The sequence below is a fragment of the Mesorhizobium sp. M0816 genome (assembly GCF_040320005.1).
In the GTDB taxonomy this organism is placed as follows: Bacteria; Pseudomonadota; Alphaproteobacteria; order Rhizobiales; family Rhizobiaceae; genus Mesorhizobium.
In genome coordinates this window covers 18,411-35,246 of record NZ_JAMYOT010000018.1, presented here as the reverse complement: position 1 = coordinate 35,246, position 16,836 = coordinate 18,411, and the positions used below count along the sequence as shown (strand labels likewise).

The 16,836-nt window shown below is 63.4% G+C and carries 18 protein-coding genes; 8 read left to right on the top strand and 10 right to left on the bottom strand.

All coding sequences use genetic code 11. From position 1 onward, the window contains the following. Window positions 1–130: 130 nt before the first annotated feature. The 5 genes from NKI17_RS24680 (at window position 131) to NKI17_RS24660 (ending at window position 3,324) form a co-directional block, all read left to right on the top strand. Window positions 131–538 (top strand): hypothetical protein, encoded by a 408-nt coding sequence (locus NKI17_RS24680; RefSeq protein ID WP_352569719.1) that lies wholly within the window; start codon window positions 131–133, stop codon window positions 536–538. 109 nt (window positions 539–647) lie between these two features. Beyond that, complete coding sequence (gene purM / locus NKI17_RS24675; protein WP_352472623.1) at window positions 648–1,712, top strand: phosphoribosylformylglycinamidine cyclo-ligase; 1,065 nt, start codon at window positions 648–650, stop codon at window positions 1,710–1,712. After that, window positions 1,709–2,416: a phosphoribosylglycinamide formyltransferase gene (purN, locus tag NKI17_RS24670; protein ID WP_352457663.1), complete on the top strand. Its 708-nt coding sequence runs from the start codon at window positions 1,709–1,711 to the stop codon at window positions 2,414–2,416. The genes purM and purN overlap by 4 nt, the downstream gene beginning before the upstream one ends. Window positions 2,417–2,466: 50 nt before the next feature. Beyond that, complete coding sequence (locus NKI17_RS24665; protein WP_352569718.1) at window positions 2,467–2,799, top strand: hypothetical protein; 333 nt, start codon at window positions 2,467–2,469, stop codon at window positions 2,797–2,799. Between the two features lie 9 nt (window positions 2,800–2,808). Continuing rightward, complete coding sequence (locus NKI17_RS24660) at window positions 2,809–3,324, top strand: SixA phosphatase family protein (RefSeq protein ID WP_352569716.1); 516 nt, start codon at window positions 2,809–2,811, stop codon at window positions 3,322–3,324. 110 nt (window positions 3,325–3,434) lie between these two features. Here the strand turns inward: NKI17_RS24660 and NKI17_RS24655 are convergent, their stop codons facing one another. The 8 genes from NKI17_RS24655 to NKI17_RS24620 all read right to left on the bottom strand — a co-directional run bounded on the left by NKI17_RS24655 (window position 3,435) and on the right by NKI17_RS24620 (window position 12,959). Next, entirely contained in the window at window positions 3,435–3,707 is a 273-nt protein-coding gene (locus NKI17_RS24655; protein WP_352452971.1) for a DUF680 domain-containing protein, read from the bottom strand. A gap of 276 nt (window positions 3,708–3,983) precedes the next feature. Next, a complete protein-coding gene (locus tag NKI17_RS24650; RefSeq protein ID WP_352452970.1) occupies window positions 3,984–4,220 on the bottom strand; it encodes a DUF680 domain-containing protein in 237 nt (78 codons plus the stop codon). A gap of 378 nt (window positions 4,221–4,598) precedes the next feature. Then, a complete protein-coding gene (locus tag NKI17_RS24645; protein ID WP_502894600.1) occupies window positions 4,599–6,800 on the bottom strand; it encodes a cation:proton antiporter domain-containing protein in 2,202 nt (733 codons plus the stop codon). A 170-nt stretch (window positions 6,801–6,970) separates the two neighbouring features. Further along, the gene (locus NKI17_RS24640) at window positions 6,971–7,669 is read right to left on the bottom strand and encodes a DUF2270 domain-containing protein (RefSeq protein ID WP_352622363.1); all 699 of its coding nucleotides are present in this window, start codon (window positions 7,667–7,669) and stop codon (window positions 6,971–6,973) included. Between the two features lie 56 nt (window positions 7,670–7,725). Continuing rightward, window positions 7,726–9,834: a molybdopterin-containing oxidoreductase family protein gene (locus tag NKI17_RS24635; RefSeq protein WP_352906925.1), complete on the bottom strand. Its 2,109-nt coding sequence runs from the start codon at window positions 9,832–9,834 to the stop codon at window positions 7,726–7,728. A gap of 69 nt (window positions 9,835–9,903) precedes the next feature. Continuing rightward, window positions 9,904–10,311: an SMI1/KNR4 family protein gene (locus NKI17_RS24630; protein ID WP_352594409.1), complete on the bottom strand. Its 408-nt coding sequence runs from the start codon at window positions 10,309–10,311 to the stop codon at window positions 9,904–9,906. A gap of 136 nt (window positions 10,312–10,447) precedes the next feature. After that, window positions 10,448–12,325 (bottom strand): ABC-F family ATP-binding cassette domain-containing protein, encoded by a 1,878-nt coding sequence (locus tag NKI17_RS24625; RefSeq protein ID WP_352906924.1) that lies wholly within the window; start codon window positions 12,323–12,325, stop codon window positions 10,448–10,450. 454 nt (window positions 12,326–12,779) lie between these two features. Further along, window positions 12,780–12,959 (bottom strand): hypothetical protein, encoded by a 180-nt coding sequence (locus NKI17_RS24620; protein WP_023677659.1) that lies wholly within the window; start codon window positions 12,957–12,959, stop codon window positions 12,780–12,782. Window positions 12,960–13,091: 132 nt separating this feature from the next. On the opposite strand from NKI17_RS24620, the gene NKI17_RS24615 reads away from it, so the two are divergent. The 3 genes from NKI17_RS24615 (at window position 13,092) to NKI17_RS24605 (ending at window position 15,908) form a co-directional block, all read left to right on the top strand. Beyond that, complete coding sequence (locus tag NKI17_RS24615; RefSeq protein ID WP_023677660.1) at window positions 13,092–13,265, top strand: hypothetical protein; 174 nt, start codon at window positions 13,092–13,094, stop codon at window positions 13,263–13,265. A 94-nt stretch (window positions 13,266–13,359) separates the two neighbouring features. Continuing rightward, complete coding sequence (locus tag NKI17_RS24610; protein WP_352636521.1) at window positions 13,360–15,441, top strand: ATP-dependent helicase; 2,082 nt, start codon at window positions 13,360–13,362, stop codon at window positions 15,439–15,441. A 164-nt stretch (window positions 15,442–15,605) separates the two neighbouring features. Further along, window positions 15,606–15,908 carry a DUF982 domain-containing protein gene (locus NKI17_RS24605; RefSeq protein WP_023677662.1) on the top strand — a complete coding sequence of 101 codons (303 nt, stop codon included), beginning with the start codon at window positions 15,606–15,608 and terminating at the stop codon, window positions 15,906–15,908. Between the two features lie 60 nt (window positions 15,909–15,968). Here NKI17_RS24605 and NKI17_RS24600 read toward each other — a convergent pair whose 3' ends face one another. Both NKI17_RS24600 and NKI17_RS24595 read right to left on the bottom strand, forming a co-directional pair. After that, the gene (locus NKI17_RS24600; RefSeq protein ID WP_156937369.1) at window positions 15,969–16,268 is read right to left on the bottom strand and encodes a hypothetical protein; all 300 of its coding nucleotides are present in this window, start codon (window positions 16,266–16,268) and stop codon (window positions 15,969–15,971) included. Between the two features lie 14 nt (window positions 16,269–16,282). After that, entirely contained in the window at window positions 16,283–16,795 is a 513-nt protein-coding gene (locus tag NKI17_RS24595; RefSeq protein ID WP_352906923.1) for a DinB family protein, read from the bottom strand. Window positions 16,796–16,836 lie beyond the last annotated feature (41 nt).

Genomic DNA, 16,836 nt, shown 5'->3' with positions numbered 1-16,836 from the left:
GCAGCTTGGGCGACTGTCCACTCCTTTGTCGAGCCAAGACCGTCTGATCCCGCCGTCATCCTTGCGAGGTGCGGCCGTTCATGCGAAGAGCCCGTGAAGCGACAGCCTATTTCCCCACTGCTGAATGACGATGGCGCAGAGAATCACAATCGCTTGGCGAGTAACGCTTTGTTATCTGGCCGGACTGACGGAAAGTCTTTTGGTCTTCGCATTTTTCGGAGCCTCGCACCGCAACGTGGCAGCGCAGGATCTTCTTTCGACCTTCGCTCTTTATCTGGCCGTAGGCGTGGTCGTCTCTTGGCCCCTCTGGCTGACCGCCGCTGTCGTCGCGTTCGTTTTCTCAAGGTCAGTCGCTGCAAAGCCAGGTCTGTGGACTGCCGCGGCGGCTTTGATCGCCGCCGGCTTCTCGTATGGGACCCTGCCCTTCGACGGTGAGATCAGGTCTCTTGCCACCGTCGGAGGCCTCGCCGCAATTCTGGCAGGGATTTCTTTTTACTGTTGGAGTGTATCACGCCCGGTTCCGCCGTTATCCAACTGAAACACCATCATCACGCGCTTGCCTTGCGGGGCAAAACCGTTCATGCGAAGAGCCCGCAAGCGAATGAAACCAGCGACAGGCAAGCGCAACAGATGAGCAGGCGCCGGAAATGAGCAAGCGCAAGAACGGGCTCACCTATGCCGAAGCGGGCGTCGACATCGATGCCGGCAACCTCATGGTCGAGAAGATCAAGCCGCTGGTGCGCGCCACCCGCCGGCCGGGCGCCGATGGCGAGATCGGCGGCTTCGGCGGCCTGTTCGACCTCAAGGCCGCCGGCTTCACCGATCCGGTGCTGGTGGCCGCCAATGACGGCGTCGGCACCAAGCTGAAGATCGCCATCGATGCCGGCAAGCACGATACGATCGGCATCGACCTCGTCGCCATGTGCGTCAACGACATCGTCGTGCAAGGCGCCGAGCCGCTGTTCTTCCTCGACTATTTCGCCACCGGCAAGCTCGATCCCGACCAGGGTGCTTCGATCGTCGGCGGTATCGCTGCCGGCTGCCGGCAGGCCGGCTGCGCGCTGATCGGCGGCGAGACGGCGGAAATGCCCGGCATGTATCACGACAAGGATTACGACCTTGCCGGCTTTGCCGTCGGTGCCGCCGAACGCGGCCAGCTGCTGCCGACCGACGACATCGTCGAAGGCGACGTGCTGCTCGGCCTCGCCTCGTCGGGCCTGCATTCGAACGGCTTTTCGCTGGTCCGCCGCATCGTCGCCGTAAGCGGCCTTGGCTGGGGCGATCCGGCGCCGTTCAATGACGAGGCGACGCTGGCCGAGGCGCTGCTCGAGCCGACGCGCATCTACGTCAAGTCGATCCTCAAGGCGATCCGCAACACGCATGGCATCAAGGCGCTAGCCCATATCACCGGCGGCGGCTTTCCCGAAAATATCCCGCGCGTTCTGCCCAAGGATTTTTCGGCCGAGCTCGATCTCGGCGCCATCGAGGTGCCGCCGGTGTTTTCGTGGCTGGCCAAGACCGGCGGCGTCGCGCCGGAAGAGATGATGCGGACCTTCAATTGCGGCATCGGCATGATCCTGGTCGTCGCCTCCGGCCAGGCGGCGCAGGTCGCTGCCGTTCTGCAGGAGGCCGGCGAGACGGTGACGCCGATCGGCCAGATCGTGCCGCGCCGCGATGCCGGCGTCATCTATCGGGGCTCGATTGGCCTATGACCAGGAAACGGACGGTCGTACTGATCTCGGGGCGCGGCTCCAACATGACGGCGCTGGTTGCGGCGGCGAGCAACCCGGCCTATCCGGCCGAGATCGTCGGCGTCATCTCCGACCGCGCCAATGCCGCCGGCCTTGGCATCGCCGCGGCGCGCGGCATCGCCACCAGAGTGATTTCGCGCTCCGACTATGCCAGCAAGCAAGCGCATGACGAGGCGATCGATGCGGCCCTCTTGTCGTTCGGCGCCGAGATCGTCGCGCTGGCCGGCTATATGCGCATCCTCGGCGCGCGCTTCGTAGAGAAGTGGCAGGGCCGCATGATCAATATCCACCCTGCCCTGCTGCCTGCCTTCAAGGGGCTGGATACGCATGCGCGGGCGCTGCGCGCAGGCATGCGCATCCATGGCTGCACGGTGCATTTCGTCACGCTCGACATGGATGACGGGCCGATCATCGCCCAGGCCGCCGTGCCGGTGATGGTCGGCGACAATGAGGATACGCTGGCCGCGCGCGTGCTCAAGGCCGAGCACCAGCTCTATCCGCTGGCGCTGGGCCTAGTCGCCGAAGGCAAGGCGCGGATGGAAGGCGGCCGCACGGTGTTTTCGCGCTTCGCCGACGATGCCGACAACGCCACGTCGGTGGTGATCGCGCCCGACCCGCTGCGCGAAGAGACCGATCTCGAGCACCTGGCGCGGATCACGCCGTGAGGGTCCGCAGAAACGGCCAATAAATCGCCGGGGAATGACAGAATAGATCAATGGACGTTTTCGACAGCGCGATCCGGACAAAGCGTGATCTCGCCGGCGTCTTCGAGTACGACGAGGCGGACGATCCGAAAAGTGCCACGGCATATTTTTATCTCTGTCGGATCGAGGACGGACGAGTAGGTCCCGTCGTCGGTGCAATTCACCTTCGATCGGGCGATTGGGCCATCACTGAAGCAGACATTTTGGTCAGATGGGATAAAGATGAACGGCATGTAGGCCTGTTCATCTTTGGTGCGCTTTGGGCGAGTTTTGATACCGCCATGGGCACAAAACATGGCGGCGGCTATGGGAAAGACTTTCAGCCGGACATCTCTTGGACTTGAATTGAATCCATGAAGCAACTGCTGCTCCTGCGTCACGCCAAGTCGAGTTGGGACGATCCCGACCTCATCGACTTCGACCGGCCGCTGTCCGCGCGCGGGCTGAAGGCAGCACCACTGGTCGGGCGCGAACTGGCCCGGCGCGGCTGGCTGCCGGAGTTGGCGCTGGTGTCGCCGGCACTGCGCACCCGCGACACATGGCGGCTGGTCTCGGCGGAATTGCCGGCGAAGGTGCAGGCCAAATCTGCCCAGGCGCTTTACGAGGCAGCAGCGGCGGACATCCTCGCCAAGGTGCGGCAAGTGAAGGCGGGGACCGGAACGCTGCTGGTGCTTGGCCACAATCCCGGGTTGGAGGAGTTCGCGCGCGGTCTTGCCGGGGCTGGATCTGATGAAGCGGCGCTGAAAAAACTGGCGGAAAAATTCCCGACCGCGGCCCTGGCTCGGTTCGACGTCGATGGCGATTGGGCCGGTCTCACCTTCGGCAGCGCCCGGCTGACGCACTGCATTTGGCCGAAGGATCTTCGCTAGGGACTGCCTGACAGGCCGGGGGATCGCCGACCTTTCGGCCAAACCCGGCTTCGCACAAACAAAAGCGGCGGGCCAAGCCCGCCGCTCTTCGTGCTCCGGGGTTTGAGGAACTATCGGCCCCAGTTGCCCCGGCCAGATTGGGGCACTACGGGTTGATCAGTGCCGAACCGGGTCGTCGCCTCGGTGTCGACGGCGTTGTGCTCGGCCGTCAGCGGCTTGCGGATGGAACCGGTAAACCCGCTGTCGATGGTGCCGACAGGCGCGTTGCCAACAGGCGCGGCCGGCTGGTTGACGCCGTCCGAACCATAGTGATCACTGCCTGCAAAGGCGCTGCCCGTGGCGACGAGGACGATGGTGGCGACGGTAAGAGCAATCTTGGTCATTTCAGGTACTCCAGTGTACTGGTCATTCGTGAGTTGTCGTTGCTTTCGACGCATTCGAGATGAGAGCGCTGTCCGCGCCGACGAATACGCACCCGGCTTTTTCCGATGTGCACGTTGCTGGACGATTTCAGCAACCGAGATTGTGGCTACAGATGAAACCTGCAGATCAACGTATTCGATTGGCGCAGGATGCTATTCGGCGCACACGCCCGTTGATACGCGAAAGCAAGAGTAGCGGGCCAAGCCCGCCGCTCTTTGTGTTGCGGGCCGTGATAATCAGCGGCCCCAGATGCCTTGGCCGGATTCAGGCGCCACCGACTCGGAGGTTATCTTGGCACCGGTACGCTCGGAAGTAACTGGCTTGCGGATCGAACCGGTGAAGGTGTTGTCGACGTTGGCAGCAGCAGCAGCGGCCGGCTGGTTGACGTTGTCCGAGCCATAATGGTCGCTGCCGGCAAAAGCAGTGCCGGTGGCAACGAGGATGGCGGCGGCGGTAAGAGCGAGCTTGGTCATTTCGGGTACTCCGGTAGTTCTTTAGTCTGTCCGTCAAGTGGCGTGCCTCGGGAGGAATTCGCGTCGCTCGGACCACCCCGAGATGGGTCGGCAAGCCTGTCGTTTCCAATCACGAAAATTTTGTACGGGTGCGCCAAATTGGCCGCTTGAAATTCGACATGCAGCTCCTTGTGCCACAATGTTCTTCTTTCTTTTCAGCTAGTTATGCGGTCAGTGGTGATTTGCCGCGCGAACATTCTTTGAGCCGGCGTTCGCCCTTTCCTGTACTCTCTGTCAACAGAACCGAACCGTTCGGTTCGAGCTCTTTTACGTTTGGCTGATCAGCGCTTTCAGAGGCTCGATCGACATTCCTGCCGACGGATCAATGCGCCGTGAAATTCACGCTGCCAGTTCAGCGCCAGCGGCGTCATGCTTGGGCCGCGCGCTGGCCAGAAGCACCACGGGGCAATTGCAGGCGGCTAAAACAGCGCCGGCGGTTTCGCCGAAGAACAGGTCCTCGCCCGGACGTTGAGTGACGCCCATCACGACGATCGCCGCGCCTTTGGCCGCCTCCCGGGTGATCGCCTTGTCGGGTGTGACGCGGGTATGGAACGCGGTGTCGATATGCAGGCCGTAGCGGCCCGCCAGATCGGCGATGTCTTTCAGCACGGCCTCTTCGCGGCTATGTGACACCGATGTCGACCTGCGGCCCTTGGCCGCCTTTTGCGAGACGTAGAGAACCTTGATCCGCGCCCGGTTTGGACGGGCCAGCGCCAGCGCCAAGTCGGCGGCGCGACGCGCCACCTGGGTACCGTTGACGGGGACGAGAATGCTGGTGCCGGCCTTCAGCGTCGGCATCTTTTCGCCAGCATTGCCGCCGTTCAGGACCAGGCAAAGCGGGCCGTCAAATCCCGCGGCAATGTCGTTGAGGGCCGGCGCGAAGGCGCCATCGGCGGTCAGCACATCGTCAAGGCCGACCAGCAACAGGCCGTATCCCTTGCGGGCCTCTTCGGCGATCGTCTCACCCGTGGCTTCCAATTCGGTGCGGGCCGTCAGATGGACTTTGTCGACAAGCGTATCTTCGATCCGTTTCACCGCCTGAGCGCTCTTTTTTGCGCCCTTCTTGATTTCCTGCAGGGCGCGCTCCTGTCCTTTGCTGTCGGTTGGCCTGTCAATTCGGCCGTCCTTCGGCTGAAGCAAGGTGGTGGGCATGCCGCTGCCTCCGCCGACCAGTCCGGCGAGATATGCAGTGAACTTGCCGATCCTGCTGTCGTCGACCAGCACCAGCAGCCTCTCCAGCCTGGAAATGAAGCCGTATTCGTCCAACGCCTCGCGCTCGACACGCTGCTGCTCGTCGTGCCCAACCGGCAGCCGGCCGAGCGCCCAGCGCAGCATCGGCGGCATGGCCAGCGTGGTGATCACGGCCATGGTAACGATCATGGTGAAGAGATTGTGCGACAGGATGTTCATCGACAGGCCGATGCTGGCGACGATCACCTCGGTCGAGCCGCGCGCGTTCATGGCACTGCCGACGGCGATTGCTTCCTTGAACGACATGCCGGCGAGCTTGGCGCCGATGAACGCGCCGCCAAACTTGCCGATGCTGGCGATGACCACGAGAGCGCCCGTCAGCATGGCAAGGGTTGGATCGGCGAGCACGGTGAGATCGGCGGAAAGCCCCGCCATGCCGAAGAAGATCGGCATGAACAGCGCGGTGATGACGCCGCGAAGCTGGCCTTCGATATGGCTGGAGAGGATGGGCGATTCCCCGACAAGGATACCGGCGACGAACGCCCCCAGCACGGTATGGACGCCTATCATGTTGGTGATCAGCGCCATCACGCCCATGATGATGAGGATCATGGTGATCACCGCAAACTCGCTGCGGAATTGATCGTTGGTCCAGCGGATCAAGGTGAAGACAAGACGGCGGCCAATGGTGAAGGAGAACACCATGAACAGTGCCACGGCGGCGATGGTGGTCACCAGCGGTACGAGCTGCAGCCTGCCATTGGTGGCGATGCCGAAGGTTACGGCGATGACCAGCCAGCCGATCGTGTCCTCGATGATTGCCGAGGAAATAATCACCTGTCCGAGGTTGCGGCGCATGAAGTTCATCTCGCGCACCACCATGGCGACGATCTTGACCGACGAGATCGACAGCGCGGTGCCCAGGAACAGCCCGGCGACGGTACGTTGCGTGGGGTCAGCCAGCAATGCGTCCGGCAGGAACTGCGCCAGCGCGAAACCGCAGATGAAGGGCACCACGACGCCGGTAGCCGAAATGGAAAAACAGGCCGCGCCAACCCGGCGCACCAGCCGCAGGTCCGTCTCCATGCCGGTCAGCAAAAGCAGCATCAGGATGCCGAGCTGCGAGACGGCGTCGATCATGCCCTTTTGCGCAGGATCACTGGGAAAGATCAGGTGCTGGGCCGACGGCCACAGCCAGCCGAACAGCGAAGGACCGAGCAGGATGCCGCCGATCAGTTGGCCCATGATTGCCGGCTGGCCATAACGCTGCAGCACTTCGCCCAGGCCGCGCCCAACAAGCAGCAGAAGCACGATCTCGGCGACGAAAGCGCCTTCGCCCGAACCACCCATGCCGGAGGCCCGGGTACCGACAACGAGCGTCTCCGCTGCCCAGGCCGCGCCCGCGGGGACGAAAGCGCAAACCAGCAGTGTCAGGCTTGAACGTGTCGGAGCCTGCCAAGCCATGAAACCCCCATCGCCCAATGCACGTGTCCAACAACGCGCGACAGGGCGTTGCGTTGCTAGACGTGGACGTCACCGAAGGAGAGTTCGCCGTCGTCGCTCTCTGTCAGAAAGGCTGTCACCAGCAGGCCTGCATAGAGGACGGCGACCAGCACGACGATGGCGCCACCAGGAACGGGACCCAGGGCAGCACTGGCGACGGCCTCACGCATCGACCCGACGAAGCCGATGCGGACGCCTTCGGCCAGAAGACTGGGGGTCGACAGTTTGAGGATCCAGGCCAGCAGCAGAATCAGCAGCATGTAAATGTAATTGCGACGCAGGCGGCGCGCCAAAGCCACGCGTTGCGAAATCAGGAATTTCGGCGCGCGCAGGCTCTCGCCGACGATCAACAGCCAATCGGACGCGAAGTCCGGCTGCGGCGAGAATATCTGCGCGAAATAGTGCCGTTCGAACTGGCGCACGCGAGCCCGATAGAAGTCGAAGAAGCGATATCGGCGGGCCTCTATCCACAGCAGCAGCAGAACAAGCAGCATGGCAAACAGCAGCACGCCATGGTGAGCGCTGGCTGTCGAAAGCGAAACGGACAGCATGGCTGCGACAACGGTTATCGCCCAGTTGCTCGTCCGGTCCAGGCGGTCACGCCACCCAGCCATGCGCGCAATCTCGGCGCGATGAAAGTGGGACATCGTGGTTACGAGTTCGCCGGACGACAGTGTCCTTCCGATGGGATCCGGCGCCGGCAACACTTCTGCCATGACAATGCCTCCACCCGCCACGCGAAAACGGCCGGATGGAGATATCGTTCCGACGCTCAATCCGCCGGGCGCAGCCAGACCTTGTTGTCGTGGAAGGCGGCGCCGCCATAGGGCGCCGGCGCATCGGCGCCGGTCAGCACGTTGATGCCCTCGCCGCGCTCATGGGCGCTGTTGGGCCAGATGCCTTCGGCGACTACGACGCCGCGCTTGATGCCGTCGAACAGCTTCGCGTGCAGCACCACCTCGCCACGCTGGTTGCCGACCTCGATGCGGCCACCGTCGGCGACGCCGAGTGCCGCCGCATCATCGGGATGCAAGAGCAGCTCCGGCCGGCGCTCTTTTGCCTGCGATACCGGCGTTTCGGCAAAGGTCGAATTGAGGAAATTGCGCGCCGGCGAGGTGGTCAGCCGGAACGGGTGCGCCTCGTCCGCCACCTCGATCAGGTCGACATGATCGGGGAATTCCGGCAGGCGCGCCACCGGCCCGAACAGGCCCATGCTTTTCGGTGGCCGATTGGGCGACGCCTGCCCGGTCCAGTTGGCGCGAAAATGGAATTTCTTGTCGGCATGGCCGAAGCCTTCCAAGAAATGCGCGGCCGCGAAATCCGGCTGCAAATCGACCCATTTCTGCTCTTTCAGGCTCGAAAAGCTGCCCAGCCCGCGCTTGCCCAGAATGATGTCGATATGCTGCTGCTCGGTCATGCCGAAGCCAGGACGATCGGCGACACCGAGCCTTTTGCCGAGCTCCTCGATGACGAAATGGTTGGTGCGCGGACCTTCCGGCGGGTCGATCAGCTTCGGCCCGAGTGTGATGTGCTGGTTGCCGCCGCCCTTGTAGACGTCGTCATGCTCGAGAAACATCGTCGCCGGCAGCACCACATCGGCGAGCTTGGCGGTGTCGGTCATGAACTGCTCATGCACGCAGGAAAACAGATCGTCGCGCAGAAAACCTTGCTTCACCAGCCGCTGCTCCGGCGCGACATTGACCGGATTGGTGTTCTGGATCAGTAGCGCCGTCAGCGGTGGGCCGCCATAGAGCGCATCCTCAGCCCCGGTCAGCACCGGGCCGATGCGCGAATGATCGAGATGACGGATCGCGGGGTCGCGCATCCGCGTGCCTTCGAGCAGTTCCTGGTTGAGCTTGAAGATGCCCGAATTGGTATGGAAGGCGCCGCCTCCCTCATACTGCCAGCAGCCGGTGACCGCCGCGATCGAGGCTGCGGCATGCATGTTGACCGAACCGTTACGCTGCCGCGAAAAACCGTAGCCGAGGCGGAAATAGGTCTTCTTCGTCGTGCCGACGAGGCGGGCGAAGGCCTCGATTTCGTCGACGGAAAGCCCGGTGATGTCAGCGGCCCATTGCGGCGTCCGCGTCTTGAGATGCGCTTCCAGACCGTGCGGATCGTCGGTGTATTTTTCTAGATAGGTGCGGTCGGCCATGCCGTCACGGAACAGCACGTGCATCACCGCGCAGGCCAGCGCGCCGTCGGTGCCGGGCTTCAGCACCAGGCCGAGATCGGCCTGCTTCATCGTTGCATTTTCGTAGACGTCGATGACGACGATCTTGGCGCCGCGTTCCTTGCGCGCCTTGATGGCGTGGGTCATGACGTTGACCTGCGTGACCACGGCGTTGGTGCCCCAGATCACCACGCAGTCGGACTTTGCCATTTCGCGCGGGTCGGGGCCGCGCAGCGCGCCGGCGCCCATCATCCAGCCGGTCCAGGCCAGATTGGTGCAGATCGAACCGAAGAAGCCGGAGTATTTTTTGGCGTGCCTGAGCCGCTCGATGCCGTCGCGCTGCACCAGCCCCATCGTGCCGGCATAGTAATAGGGCCAGACCGTCTCCGAGCCGTATTTTGCCTCCGCCGCGATGAATTTTTCAGCGACCAGATCGAGCGCCGCCTCCCAGCTGGATTCCTTCCAGGCGCCGTCGCCCTTGGCGCCGGCCCGCACCAGCGGCTTCAGCAGGCGGTCGGGATGATGGACGCGGTCGGCATAGCGGGCGACCTTGGCGCAGATGACGCCGGCCGTGTAGCTGTTGGATTTGGCGCCATGGACACGGCCGATGCGCTTTTCGTCGAGCAGTTCGACCTCGAGCGCGCAGGTCGAAGGGCAATCATGCGGACAGGCCGAATGGCCGATTTTGAGCTTGGCGTGCTGATTCATGGGAGCAAACTAGCCGGTTGTGATAGCGGCGTGTAGGGCCAGATGGGCGGGCCTACATCCCCCTCTGGGCTATTCGTCGGAAAGGCCGATCAAGTCCAAGAATGCATCAAAGTCCGGCGCAATGGGCCAAACGCTTTCGACAAGATCGATATTTGTCATGTCAAACGCAACGAGCGGATAAAGCCCCACTGTGCGTAGATCGAACGCAATCGCCTCGCCGCCCCCGTTGCTGCCGATAACGAAAAAACCCGGAAAGAACTCCTTGAATGTCCCCTGTTGCTCTATTTCGATCACCTCTTCCGCAGCGTGCAAGGCAAGCCATAGCGGCTGGACTGGCAGGGGGCCCTCACCACCGTTGCTGAAAGAGAGAAGGGCAACATAGCTTTCAGGCAGGACCAAAGGCCCCACGTCCCTGAGTTTCTCGATCGCTTCGTCTGACGCTCCATCTTTTTTGCGCCACTCCCGACCTTCAAGCATCTCATTCACCTCCTACCGCGAACCATTTGGGTATCCGGGAACGTACCCGGCCACATGACCGCGACACGCTTGAGCAACGCGTCGTAGGCGCGGCATTTCGGGCATCTCCCCCGCGAGGGGGGAGATTGCGCTCTTCCTACTCCGCCGTGCCTTCCTCGTACTCCGCCGACATCGACAGCCATTTTTCCTCATGGCCGGCCAGCTGTTGCGCAAGTTGTGAGCGCTCCTTGGCCAACCTTGTCGCGGTCGAGGGGTCCTTTTCGTAGACGGCCGGGTTGGCGAGTTCGTCCTCGATCAGGTCGATGCGCTTGCGGAGGCGGTCCATCAGCGCTTCGGTGGCGCGGATTTCCTTGGCCAGCGGCTCGAAGGCGGCGCGGCGCGCGGCCGCATCGCGGCGGCGGTCGGCCTTCGAGGCTTTGTCCGCCTCGCGCTTGCCGCGGCGGTCGCCGGAGACGCCGGTGACCAGCGTCTTGTAATCCTCGAGATCGCCGTCATACGGATTAACCGCGCCGTCCTTGACCAGCCACAGCCGGTCGGCGGTCGCTTCGAGCAGATGGCGGTCGTGCGAGATCAGGATGACCGCGCCGGGAAAATCGTTCAGCGCATGGATCAGCGATTCACGGCTGTCGATATCAAGATGGTTGGTCGGCTCGTCGAGGATGAACAGGTTCGGCCCCTCGAAGGCCGACAGGCCCATCAGCAGCCGCGCCTTTTCGCCGCCAGACAGATCCTTGGCGGCGGTATTCATCTTTTCGGTGGTCAGGCCGAACTGGGCGACGCGGCCGCGCACCTTGGATTCCGGCGCCTCCGGCATCAGCCGGCGGACATGCTCATAGGCGTTTTCGTCGGGCCTGAGGTCGTCGAGCTGGTGCTGGGCGAAGATTGCTACCTTCAGCCCGGGCGCCACCGTCATGCTGCCGGTCTCCGGCTTCAGCCGGCTGGCCAAAAGCTTGGCGAAAGTCGACTTGCCGTTGCCGTTGGCGCCGAGCAGCGCGATGCGGTCGTCGGCATCGATGCGCAGCGTCATCTTCTTCAGGATCGGCTCGCCCTCGATGTAGCCGACGTTGACGTTGTTCAGCGCAATGATCGGCGAGGCCACCGTCTTCACCGGCTCCGGGAAGGAGAACGGCCGCACCGTGTCGTTCACGATCGCGGCGATCGGCTTCATCTTCTCCAGCGCCTTGATGCGCGACTGCGCCTGCCTCGCCTTCGATGCCTTGGCGCGGAAGCGCTCGACGAAGGATTCCATGTGCTTGCGCGCGGCTTCCTGCTTGACGCGGCCCTTCTCCTGCAATTCGCGCTGCTCGGTGTACTGGCGCTCGAACTGATCGTAGCCGCCGCGCCAGAAGGTCAGCTTCTTCTGGTCGAGATGGACGATCGAGTTGACGGCGCGGTTGAGCAGGTCGCGATCATGCGAAATCAAGAGCACGGTGTGCGGGTATTTCGACACGTAGTTTTCCAGCCACAGCGTGCCTTCGAGATCGAGATAATTGGTCGGCTCGTCGAGCAGCAGCAGATCGGGCTCGGCAAACAACACGGCGGCCAGCGCGACGCGCATGCGCCAGCCACCGGAGAAGGACGAGGCCGGGCGCCGCTGCGCGGCATCGTCGAAGCCGAGGCCGGCGAGAATGGTGGCCGCGCGTGACTCGGCCGAGTGCGCATCGATATCGGCCAGCCGCATGTGGATGTCGGCGATGCGGTGCGGATCGGTCGCCGTCTTTTCCTCTTCGAGCAGTGCACTCCGCTCAAGGTCGGCCTTGAGCACGATCTCGATCAGCGGCTCCTCGGTGCCCGGCGCTTCCTGCGCGACCTGGCCGATGCGCATGTTCTTGGGCAGGCTGATCGAGCCGGTCTCGGAGGCGAGGTCGCCGGTGATCGCCTTGAACAGGGTCGTCTTGCCGGTGCCGTTGCGGCCGACAAGGCCAGCCTTGCTGCCGGCCGGCAAGGTCAGTGAGGCATGGTCGAGAAGCAGGCGTCCGGCCATGCGGAGCGAAAGGTCGTTGATGATCAGCATGGCCGGGCTTTTGCACGGGACAACCATGCTTCGCAAGGGCTTGAGCCCCGGTTCGCCGCATAAGGCGCGAAAACCGACAAAGCTGGTGATGTCGACCCCGCGCGCCGCGACTTCCCGCAAAACGCAAAAAGAACCCGCTATCCTGAGGGGGGACAAGGAGAGCGGGCTCTTTCGTGAACGGCGGCCTTGGGAGCGTCCGATCGACATCCAAACACGCAGCAGCTTGGTTTGTTCCATGGGAAGAACGAACTATGTGATGAACAAATGCTGCTGTGGCCGGCAGGTTTGTCCACAGGGGCGTGCCGTCTGTACGCTATCGACCATGACGCTGCGGAAAGACTCGGCTATCCTTGGATGTGCGGCGGGCCTGATCTCCGCCTGGCCGGCGCCATCAGCTTCCTCCCAAGCGGCGCCGGCCACCTTCCTTGACCGGCGCCGACGCCATTTGAGGCGGTCATTGTTTCGGCGGCGTGCCGGGCTGATCGCCGCCGGTCGTCGACTTCGGCACCGGATTCTTGTCGACCTGCGGGTTCTGATCGACCGTGTCGCCAGGGGCCTTGGTCGGCTGGATATTGTTGTCGCAACCCGCAACAGTCAGAGCTGCCATAAGCAGCAGGATTGAGCGCTTTTTCATCGCAGTCTCCTCTCGCCCGACAACGAGGCGTCGGCGATTTGGTTGCGCGGCCGGTGTCGTTCCTGCATTCGCCAAGGGGCCTGGGAACAAAATGCCGCGTCTCCGGTTGCTCCACAATCAATGGAGGAAGGCATGATCCGTCTGCTCATCGCCGGGGCAATCGTCTATGTTGCCTATCGCGTCGCCAAGAAAGTGATCGACGAGGTGCCCGACGATTTCGATCCGCTGCTGTTGCCACCGCCGCAGGACGATCGCGAGGCGCTGCGGCGGCAATCGGCAAGGATGGGCGTCGAGCCCGAGCGTTAGTCGACAGGCCTGCCCGCAAGGCTTCTTCGCTCACGGGCCCTATTCCGGCTCCGCAAACCGTTGCGAACAAAGCAGAAACGATGCTTGATGGGCGATGAACCTCGCCGCCCGTGATTCGTCCTTCCAGCCGGCCTATCTGGCGAAGCTCAACGCCGAGCAGCGGCTTGCCGTCGAACATGGCGACGGCAAGATCGCCGGACCGTTGCTGGTCATTGCCGGCGCCGGCTCCGGCAAGACCAACACGCTGGCGCACCGGGTCGCGCATCTGATCGTCAGGGGTGCCGACCCGCGCCGCATCCTTTTGATGACATTTTCGCGCCGTGCCGCAGCGGAAATGGCCAAGCGGGTCGAGCGCATCGCCGGCGAGGTGCTGGGGCGCGATGCCTCGGTGATTACCGATGCGCTGAGCTGGGCCGGTACGTTCCACGGCATCGGCGCCAGGCTGCTGCGCGATTATGCGCTGGAGATCGGTCTCGATCCGGCCTTCACCATCCACGATCGCGAGGATTCCGCCGACCTGATGAACCTCGCCCGCCACGAGCTTGGGTTTTCGAAGACCGAAGCCCGCTTCCCGACCAAGGGCACCTGCCTTGCGATCTATTCGCGCGCCGTCAACGCACAGGCGCCGCTCGGCGAGGTGCTGGGTTCGGTGTTTCCGTGGTGCGCCGGCTGGGCCGAACAGCTGAAACAATTGTTCGCCCGATATGTCGAGGCCAAGCAGGCGCAGAACGTGCTCGACTACGACGACCTGCTGCTCTACTGGGCGCAGATGGCCGGCGAGCCGGAAATCGCCGCGCATCTGGGTGCGCGTTTCGACCATGTGCTGGTCGATGAATACCAGGACACCAACCGGCTGCAGGCATCGATCCTGACGGCGCTCAAGCCCGACGGATCTGGGCTGACGGTGGTCGGCGACGACGCGCAGTCGATCTATTCGTTCCGCGCCGCGGAAGTGCGCAATATCCTGGATTTTCCCAAGCAGTTCGCGCAGCCGGCGGAAGTCGTCATGTTGGAGCGCAATTACCGCTCGACCGAGACCATCCTGGCAGCCGCCAATGCGGTAATCGGCGAAGCGTCGGAACGTTTCACCAAAAATCTCTGGACCGAGCGCAAATCTGCGGAAAAGCCGAAGCTGGTCAGCGTGCGCGACGAGACCGAGCAGGCGAGCTATGTCTGCCAGGCGATACTCACCGAACGCGAGGCCGGCACCGTTCTCAAAGCACAGGCGGTGCTGTTTCGCGCCTCCCACCATAGCGGCCCGCTGGAGATCGAGCTGACGCGCCGCAACATCCCCTTCGTCAAGTTCGGCGGGCTGAAATTTCTCGATGCAGCTCACGTCAAGGACTTGCTGGCCGTACTGCGCTTTGCCGAAAACCCGCGCGACCGCGTCGCCGGCTTTCGCGTGCTGCAACTTCTGCCGGGCATCGGCCCTTCGGCCGCCAATGCGATCGTCGAGACCATGGCAAATTCGCTTGACGAGACGATGGGGCTTGCCCGCTATCGGCCGCCGCAGCGTGCCGCCGACGACTGGCCGGGCTTTGTCGCGCTCTATAGCGGCCTGCGCGCCGGCGCGCAAAAATGGCCGGCCGACATCGAACAGGTCAGGCTCTGGTACGAGCCGCATCTGGAACGTATCCACGAGGATGCAACGACGCGCCGGGCCGATCTCCTGCAGCTCGAGCAGATCGCTTCCGGCTATGCGTCGCGCGAGCGCTTCCTCACCGAGCTGACACTCGATCCGCCGGACGCGACCAGCGACGAGGCCGGCCCGCCGCACCGCGACGAGGATTATCTGATCCTGTCGACGATCCATTCGGCCAAGGGGCAGGAGTGGAAGAACGTCTTCGTGCTCAACACCGTCGACGGCTGCATCCCGATCGATCTCGGCGTCGGCAGCAAGGAGGACGTCGACGAGGAGCGGCGGCTGCTCTACGTGGCGATGACGCGGGCCAAGGACAGCCTGCACCTGGTCATGCCGCATCGCTTTTTCGTCCACGGCCAGGCGGCGCGCGGCGACCGCCATGTCTATGCCTCGCGCACGCGCTTCATCCCGCGCTCTATCCTCGGCGCCTTCGAGCAGGTGGCATGGTCCAGCGTCCAGGCCAGAGACGATCCGCGCCGCCAGCCGCAGGTGCGTGTCGACCTCGGCGCCCGCATGCGCGGCATGTGGAAATAGGCACCCGCCTCGACGTCGGCGCTGCTCGCCCGGCGACCGCTCCCAGAGCCGGCGAAAAAACAATCCCGGCAACATGGAACCTCGCGCCGTGATCCGCGTTTCTGCCCGACCCCCAGACCGGAGAACGGCGTCCGCCGTGACCTCCGCCCATTCGAGAGGCCAGAATGCACGACAGGACGTTTTCCACCCCGGTCGCCCTAACTGTTGGCGCCGGCTACAAGCGTACGATCGCTTCGTTCTCCGAGATGCACGAATTCCTGACCGAGTTCCCGCCTTCGCGCCGCCGGCTGAGCTATGGCGCCGCGGTAAAGGCCTGCGAGGCGGCACGTGCCGGCGATATCTCGGCCGAAGCGGCACGCGACGCCCTGATCACCTTCGCCGTGACGGCAGGCATCCTCTGGCCGGCCGCCCAGCCGGCAGTCTCGGTCAAGCCGGTCGCCCGGGGCCTCGGCGGCTACGCCGCCTGACAAGACTCTTCGTCATCATGGCCGGCCGGATTCCGGTCATCAGTGCTGGCCCGGCGGATCCTAAATCAGCTGCCTTCTGATGCTCATCCGGGTGACCGCGGTCACAAGAATGGCGCCGATCATGAAATAGATGGTCGCGACAATGTCGCCCTGGTGGAAATAATAACCGGAGTTGAGAAGCGCCAGGACCACGGCGAAGAACGCCACAAGGCGCAAGGGTTCATTGGGCATGCGTGCCAATTCTCGCTGTTGCTGCTGAATGCTGCTGAAGCGGCCGCCCTCACGACCGTGCGCTCCATAAAATGTTTTGGCGCGTTTTGCAATCTCGGCAGATCGTCCTCTATCCACCGTCCGCTTCACCAGCCGCCCCAGGTTCAGGCGAAAGCCCTGCCCTCCTCGCTGCGCTGGAACATCGTCAGGTCCAGTCCGAGGCTTGGCTTGCCCAGAATGGTCAGGATCGCATGCGCCTGGCCGCGGTGGTGGGTCTGGTGGTTGAAGAAGTGGTCGAGCGCCGGCGCCAGCCGCTGCGAGACGGTGCGCATATCCGAGACGGTCATGTAGGAGAAGCGGCCCGACAGCGCCTTGTCGCTCAGGCCGTCGACCCAGTCGATGATCCGTTTGTCCTCGGCCTCGCGCGCCAGCCGCAAGCCTGGCAAGGCGCGGTGCAGGATCGTGTCGAGCCTTGCCGGCGCGTCGCCCTCGCCGGTGAAGCGTTTCGTCCAGATACGGTCGGCTGCCAGGAGGTGGTTGAGCGTTCCCATCATCGAACCGAAGAAGACGCCGATATTGCGGTCGAACTCTTCCTCATCGAGATCGGCGGCGGAATCGTAGATGCGGCCGTTGGCCCATTGATTGTAGGCCGCAAACATCCTGAAATGCTGTTTCATTTTCTCTCGACCTGCGAGACCCCCTGCGCGGGTCCGTTTCG

Coding starts and splice junctions, on each gene's coding strand:
- NKI17_RS24680 (WP_352569719.1), top strand. CDS start 131: ATGGCGCAGAGAATCACAATCGCTTGGCGAGTAACGCTTTGTTATCTG.
- purM (WP_352472623.1), top strand. CDS start 648: ATGAGCAAGCGCAAGAACGGGCTCACCTATGCCGAAGCGGGCGTCGAC.
- purN (WP_352457663.1), top strand. CDS start 1,709: ATGACCAGGAAACGGACGGTCGTACTGATCTCGGGGCGCGGCTCCAAC.
- NKI17_RS24665 (WP_352569718.1), top strand. CDS start 2,467: ATGGACGTTTTCGACAGCGCGATCCGGACAAAGCGTGATCTCGCCGGC.
- NKI17_RS24660 (WP_352569716.1), top strand. CDS start 2,809: ATGAAGCAACTGCTGCTCCTGCGTCACGCCAAGTCGAGTTGGGACGAT.
- NKI17_RS24655 (WP_352452971.1), bottom strand. CDS start 3,707: ATGACCAAGATTGCTCTTACCGTCGCCACCATCGTCCTCGTCGCCACG.
- NKI17_RS24650 (WP_352452970.1), bottom strand. CDS start 4,220: ATGACCAAGCTCGCTCTTACCGCCGCCGCCATCCTCGTTGCCACCGGC.
- NKI17_RS24645 (WP_502894600.1), bottom strand. CDS start 6,800: ATGGGTGGTTCGGGCGAAGGCGCTTTCGTCGCCGAGATCGTGCTTCTG.
- NKI17_RS24640 (WP_352622363.1), bottom strand. CDS start 7,669: ATGGCAGAAGTGTTGCCGGCGCCGGATCCCATCGGAAGGACACTGTCG.
- NKI17_RS24635 (WP_352906925.1), bottom strand. CDS start 9,834: ATGAATCAGCACGCCAAGCTCAAAATCGGCCATTCGGCCTGTCCGCAT.
- NKI17_RS24630 (WP_352594409.1), bottom strand. CDS start 10,311: ATGCTTGAAGGTCGGGAGTGGCGCAAAAAAGATGGAGCGTCAGACGAA.
- NKI17_RS24625 (WP_352906924.1), bottom strand. CDS start 12,325: ATGCTGATCATCAACGACCTTTCGCTCCGCATGGCCGGACGCCTGCTT.
- NKI17_RS24620 (WP_023677659.1), bottom strand. CDS start 12,959: ATGAAAAAGCGCTCAATCCTGCTGCTTATGGCAGCTCTGACTGTTGCG.
- NKI17_RS24615 (WP_023677660.1), top strand. CDS start 13,092: ATGATCCGTCTGCTCATCGCCGGGGCAATCGTCTATGTTGCCTATCGC.
- NKI17_RS24610 (WP_352636521.1), top strand. CDS start 13,360: ATGAACCTCGCCGCCCGTGATTCGTCCTTCCAGCCGGCCTATCTGGCG.
- NKI17_RS24605 (WP_023677662.1), top strand. CDS start 15,606: ATGCACGACAGGACGTTTTCCACCCCGGTCGCCCTAACTGTTGGCGCC.
- NKI17_RS24595 (WP_352906923.1), bottom strand. CDS start 16,795: ATGAAACAGCATTTCAGGATGTTTGCGGCCTACAATCAATGGGCCAAC.